Source organism: Geothermobacter ehrlichii, from assembly GCF_008124615.1.
Classification (GTDB): Bacteria; Desulfobacterota; Desulfuromonadia; order Desulfuromonadales; family Geothermobacteraceae; genus Geothermobacter; species Geothermobacter ehrlichii.
The window spans coordinates 1-5,352 of the sequence record NZ_VNIB01000025.1 but is presented as its reverse complement, the minus strand read 5'-3'; the positions used below and the strand labels follow the sequence as shown (position 1 = coordinate 5,352).

The 5,352-nt window shown below is 62.7% G+C and carries 8 protein-coding genes and 1 pseudogene; 3 read left to right on the top strand and 6 right to left on the bottom strand.

The window, feature by feature from the left end; all coding sequences use genetic code 11:
- The 3 genes from EDC39_RS15125 to EDC39_RS15115 all read left to right on the top strand — a co-directional run.
- A partial coding sequence (locus tag EDC39_RS15125; RefSeq protein ID WP_148897227.1) for a TRAP transporter large permease subunit occupies window positions 1–234 on the top strand: 234 nt, incomplete at its 5' end.
- 69 nt (window positions 235–303) lie between these two features.
- Window positions 304–825, top strand: a complete 522-nt coding sequence (locus tag EDC39_RS15120) for a glycine/sarcosine/betaine reductase selenoprotein B family protein (protein ID WP_148897226.1) — start codon at window positions 304–306, stop codon at window positions 823–825.
- An 18-nt stretch (window positions 826–843) separates the two neighbouring features.
- The gene (locus tag EDC39_RS15115) at window positions 844–1,164 is read left to right on the top strand and encodes a hypothetical protein (protein ID WP_148897225.1); all 321 of its coding nucleotides are present in this window, start codon (window positions 844–846) and stop codon (window positions 1,162–1,164) included.
- A gap of 40 nt (window positions 1,165–1,204) precedes the next feature.
- Here the strand turns inward: EDC39_RS15115 and EDC39_RS15110 are convergent, their stop codons facing one another.
- From EDC39_RS15110 to EDC39_RS15895, 6 genes and pseudogenes are all read right to left on the bottom strand, one after another.
- The gene (locus EDC39_RS15110) at window positions 1,205–1,624 is read right to left on the bottom strand and encodes a putative periplasmic lipoprotein (protein WP_148897224.1); all 420 of its coding nucleotides are present in this window, start codon (window positions 1,622–1,624) and stop codon (window positions 1,205–1,207) included.
- 28 nt (window positions 1,625–1,652) lie between these two features.
- Entirely contained in the window at window positions 1,653–1,811 is a 159-nt protein-coding gene (locus EDC39_RS15905; protein WP_407925442.1) for a P-II family nitrogen regulator, read from the bottom strand.
- Window positions 1,812–1,864: 53 nt separating this feature from the next.
- On the bottom strand, window positions 1,865–1,981 hold the full coding sequence (locus EDC39_RS15900; protein WP_342791345.1) for a P-II family nitrogen regulator: 117 nt from the start codon (window positions 1,979–1,981) through the stop codon (window positions 1,865–1,867).
- Window positions 1,978–3,486: an efflux RND transporter permease subunit gene (locus EDC39_RS15100; RefSeq protein ID WP_148897223.1), complete on the bottom strand. Its 1,509-nt coding sequence runs from the start codon at window positions 3,484–3,486 to the stop codon at window positions 1,978–1,980. Before EDC39_RS15100 ends, EDC39_RS15900 begins: the two co-directional genes overlap by 4 nt.
- 14 nt (window positions 3,487–3,500) lie before the next feature.
- Window positions 3,501–4,430, bottom strand: a complete 930-nt coding sequence (locus EDC39_RS15095) for an efflux RND transporter periplasmic adaptor subunit (protein WP_148897222.1) — start codon at window positions 4,428–4,430, stop codon at window positions 3,501–3,503.
- Window positions 4,431–5,232: 802 nt separating this feature from the next.
- Window positions 5,233–5,352 (bottom strand): annotated as a pseudogene (locus tag EDC39_RS15895) (c-type cytochrome biogenesis protein CcsB); the annotation flags it as partial.

The following is a 5,352-nucleotide window of genomic DNA, read 5'->3' as shown; positions in this document are numbered from 1 at the left end:
TTCGGCATCGACACCATGCACTTCGGACTGCTGATGACCATCAACCTGGGGATCGGCTACTGCACGCCGCCGCTGGGGGTCAGCCTCTACATCTCCGGGGCGACGGTCGACCGCAACCTGCTGTACGTGTCGCGTTCGGTGATTCCGTTTCTGCTGATCCAGGTCGGCATCCTGATGGTCCTGACCTACTGGTCGGACCTGGTGCTGCTGCTGCCGAGACTGGTCTATGGCTAGGAGGGTGTCGACGATCACCTTTTCAGCCGGTATAGTTGGTGCCTGACTCCACACTCGATCGAGGTTGCCATGCACTCCTTCAACCGACTGAAAAACCGTCTGATCGCCCGTCTGATCACCCGCTTTCCGCGACTGGCCAGGAGGTTCATCAACAGTTATCGCCCCTGGGAGAGCGAAGGACAAATCCCCTGGACAGAGCCGCGCAAGCCCCTGCGCGACTGCCGTCTCGCCCTGGTCACCACCGCTGGGGTTCACCATGCGAACCAACCCGCCTTCGACATGCAGGACCCCGACGGCGATCCGAGCTGGCGGGAGCTGGACGGCGCGACCATCCGACACGACTTCCGCATCACCCACGACTACTACGACCACACCGACGCCGAAAAGGACCTGAACATCGTCCTGCCCCTCGACCGGCTGCAGGAATTCATCGACGAGGGGGTTCTCGGCAGCCTCAACCGTCGACACTTCGGTTTCATGGGGCACATCACCGGACGTCATATTCCGGCCCTGATCGAATTCAGTGCCCGGGAAATCGCCGACAGGCTCCGCTCGGACGCGGTCGACCTGGTTCTGCTCACCCCGGCCTGAGGAATCTGCAATCAGTCCGTGGGACTGATCCAGAGAGAGATCGAGCGGGCCGGCATCCCTACCATCGGAGTCACCATCGTCCGCGACTACACGGCCCGAGTCCGGCCGCCACGCAGCGTCTTTCTCAAGTGGCCCTTCGGTCACCCGCTGGGCGAGCCGGGCAACGTTCTCCAGCAGCGGGCCGTGCTCTTCGAGGCCTTTCGCGCCCTGTATGCCATCGCGCAACCGGGAACCATCGTCGATCTGCCATTCCGCTGGCGGCGGGAAAACTATGGCGATTATCGACCGCCGTCGCCACAAGAGCTTGCGCCGCGCAAAAATCAAACGGGCGGATCCTAGGATCCGCCCGTTCCTGCTTCTCACCTCGCCAGGCGATGTTTCATGGGCACCGGATGGCATGTCCGGTTTCGTCTCCGGCAGCATGATAGCGCACCTGGAGCAATGCGTCCGATGACGGCGGAACCATCAGGCGTCCTCGGAAGGAGCTCTCCCGGACGCCCCGCCGCTTGCTGGCCTGCATCCGTACTTTGCCCCGGACCAGCTCGCTCGCGCCGTCAGGAGAGCAGACCTGGATGTCGACATGCCCCGGCAGTCTGAAATCCTGTAACTTCCGCAGCTTGCCGACAACCACGAGACCGCCATCTTCCTCGATGAGAGTGATCTTGTGGATTGTTACCGGGCCGGAATTCAGGATTCTGACCGGCGGAATCGTCCGAGAGGCGGGAGGCTGCCGGAGGGCAGCACAGCCGCTCAACGTCATCAGGGCCATTGCCAGAAACAGCGGTTTCCATCTTTTCATCTGAACGCCTCTTTTTTTCATCGTCATCTCAGACAGCTCCTCCGCCGCGTTCGCCGGTGCTGATGCGCACCGCCATGTCGATGGTGCTCACATAGATTTTACCGTCTCCCTTGAGCCCTGTGTGGGCGGCCTTTTCGATCAGCGAGACGACCTCTTCGACCAGGGCGTCGCAGCAGAGGATCTCCAGCTTCAGCCCCGGCTGATAGTTGATCAGCTCATCGCCTCCTCCCTTCTTCCAGCCTACACCGACCCCCGGGTTTCGATGACGGTCATTCCGGTCAGCCCCGGCACCTTGCGCAGGGCCCGGGTCACGTCGGACAGCTTGTGTCGCTTGATGTAGGCACGAATCTCTTTCATGGAACCTCCTTTTCCACCTTGACGGCGAACCATTTGTAAAGGGCCGGCACGACCAGCAGGGTCAGCAGGGTCGAGGTCACCAGGCCGCCGATGACGACCGTCGCCAGGGGCCGCTGCACCTTGCTGCCGGTGCCACTGGCCAGGGCCATCGGCACCAGCCCGAGGCCGGCGGCGGTCGCGGTCATGATCACCGGCCGCAGACGCAGGCAGGCACCTTCGACCGCCGCCCGCATGACCTCGACACCGTTGCGCAGCAGCTGGTTGATGTAGGTCACCAGCACCATGCCGTTGGCCAGGGCAATGCCGAACAGGGCGATGAAACCGACCGACGCCGGCACCGAGAGATTCTGGCCGGCCAGCCAGAGACCGATCACCCCGCCGACCAGGGCGAGCGGAATGTTGAGAAAGATGAGCAGCGAGTTGCGCAGCGAGTTGAACGAGGAGTAGAGCAGCAGAAAGACGATCAGCACCACCGCCTCGAGCAGTGCCTTGGTGACCGTGTTGACGCACTTGGCCACCAGGGTGGCCTGATCGTAGTAGGGAACGATCTTGATTCCTTCGGGCAGCACCTTGTTGATCTTCGCGATCTTGGCCTTGACGTCGCTGATCACCTGCGAGGTGTTGGTGCCGATCAGCTTGAGCACCATGCCGACAATCGCCTCGCCCTTGCCGTCCATGGTGGCCAGGCCGCGCCGGACCTCGCCGCCGATGACGATGTCGGCGACCTGGTCGAGGTAGACCGGGGTGCCGTCCTTGACCTTGAGCACGATCTTTTCCAGATCGTCCAGCTTCTCCGCCAGGCCGACGGAGCGGACGATGTATTCCTCGGAATTCTTCACCAGGAACTGGGCGCCGACGTTGGAGTTGTTGGCGCGGATGGTTTCGACCACCTCCTCCAGGGTCAGGTCGTAGCGCAGCAGGTCGGCCGGCCGGATCAGCACCTGGAACTGCTTGACCTCGCCGCCCAGGGAGAGGACCTCGGTCACGCCCGGCACGGTCTGGATGTTGAACTTGATCAGCCAGTCCTGGATCTCGCGCATCTGTTCGGGCGTGCGCCGGCCGGTCTCGTCCTCGACCACGTAGAAGAGGATCTGACCCAGTCCGGTGGTGATCGGACCCATCTCCGGCTCACCGAAACCCTCGGGGATCTCCTCCCGCGCCAGCTGCAGCCGCTCGCCGACCAGCTGGCGGGCGAAATAGATGTCGGTGCAGTCCTCGAAATAGATATTGACCACCGACAGGCCGAAATTGGAAACCGAGCGGATTTCCTTCAGGTTCGGCAGGCCGTTCATCGCCACCTCGACCGGATAGGTGACGTACTTTTCCACTTCCTCCGGAGCCAGTCCCTCGGTCTCGGTAAAGACCTGCACCAGCGCCGGCGTGACGTCGGGAAAGGCGTCGACCGGCAGGCGGTTATAGCTGTACCAGCCTGCGCCGATAACCAGGATTCCCAGCACGCACATCAACAGGCGGCTCTGCAGCACCAAACGTATGATTCTTTCCATGCCGACACCTCCGCCTAATGTCCGTGGCCGTCACCGAAAGCCCCCTTCGAAAGCTGCGCCTTGAGGGTGAAAGCTCCGGTACTGGCGTACTTCTCGCCGGCCTTCAGGCCGTTGACGATCTCCACCTGCAGTCCGTTCTGCCGACCGATGGTCACCGGACGCGGCTCGAAGCCGTCCTCGTCCAGAACAAAGACCACCGTCCTGCCCTCCAGGGTCTGCAGCGCGCTCTTCGGCACCAGCAGCGGCACCTCGGTGCTGTCCGTCGCCACCCTGGCGGTGATGAACATGCCGGGACGCAGATCCCCGTGCGGATTCGGCAGAACCGCCCGCGCCAGGGCGGTCCGGGTCTCCTCGCCGACCAGGGGGCCGACATAGGAAAGCGTTCTGCTCACCGTGGGAATGCCATGTCCGAGATCGATCACCACCTTCTGTCCCTTGCGCACCCTGGCCAGGTCCTTCTGGTAGACGTTGATGTCGGCCCAGACGGTGCTCAGATCGGCGACCACAAACGCTTCCGAGGTGTCACTCAGGGCTTCGCCGAGCGAGATGTGCTTCTGGATCACCGTGCCGTCGAACGGTGCCCGGACCTCGTAGCGGGTGTAGGTCTGTTCGGGATGTTGCGGCAGTTTTTTCAGGTAGATCTCGGACAGTCCCAGGGCGTGCAGTTTCTGCTCCGCCGAGCGCAGGTTGATCCGGGCCTCGGCCAGGGCCTGCCTGGCGTTGAGATATTCCTGCTCCGCCGAAATCTTCTTTTTCCACAGCCGTTCTTCTCGGCTGAAATTGGCCTGGGCCAGGGCTAGGCGCTCGCGGGCGGCCAGGTATTCGGCCTTGGCGTCGGCCAGTTCGCGACTTTCGAGAACCGCCATCACCTCGCCGGCCCTGACCCGGTCGCCGAGTTTCTTGCGCACCTCGCGCACGATGCCCGGCACCGGCGGGACGCTCATCGCGCCCGTCGTCGGCCGGTTGATAGACGGGATAACTCTGTCCCAGGGGGCTGCGCATTCCGGTCGTTTCCGCTGCCATTGCCGGCAGCGGCACGATCAGACACACCAACCCCCACGAGACTATGCGGCGAATGAACATAGACTGCTCCTGTCTGCCCGCCGGCTGGTGTTCCGGCGGGGCCTGTTTTGATTTGGCGATTGTGGAAGAAAGACGAATCGGTCGCCGGGCTCAGTTGACGGGCACCGGCGACGGGCCTTCACAGGGAAGCGAAGGCGGCAAGACGATCAATGTCGCAACACAACGGTTCTCAGGGCGACAAGGGCCCGGGAGACGGCGGGAGTCGAGCCCCGGGCTCTTTGCCGGGCGTGAATGAAACCCATGTATCGGCCGGCCGGCGGAAGGTATCGGTCCAGGCCGGCGGTGCCGGGACCTCTTTCGTGGACGGGGCTGTTCGCTGGTACGCGAGGTACAGAGGGACGAAGTCGCGGCAGGAGCCACGCAGTTGCAGCCAGCCCGGTCGTTCCGAGCTGCAATTGTCCGCAGAAATATTGACGAAACAGGCGTTTCCGGTTCCCGTCTTGACATGACCCCGTCCATCGGGATCGACACAGAAGACCGCGCCATGCGCCATGCCGTGCCCCAGTTGCAGGTAGGCGAGCAGGACAAGCAGGGCTGTTATGGTCCGGAAACCTGGTTTCAACATGTCTTGTTTCGATTCTGCAGCGGAAAGGAGCCCCCTTGGTCGGGGGCATCAGTGGTCCATCTCTCGTCAGGGCAAAATATAACCATTCTTGTTTTTAATCAGCCCCCACCGTAGGAATGCAGTCCCGACAGCACCAGGTTGACACCCAGGTAGCAGAAGATGGTGGCGGCGAAGCCGAAGATCGACAGCCAGGCCGCCTTCTTCCCCACCCAGCCACG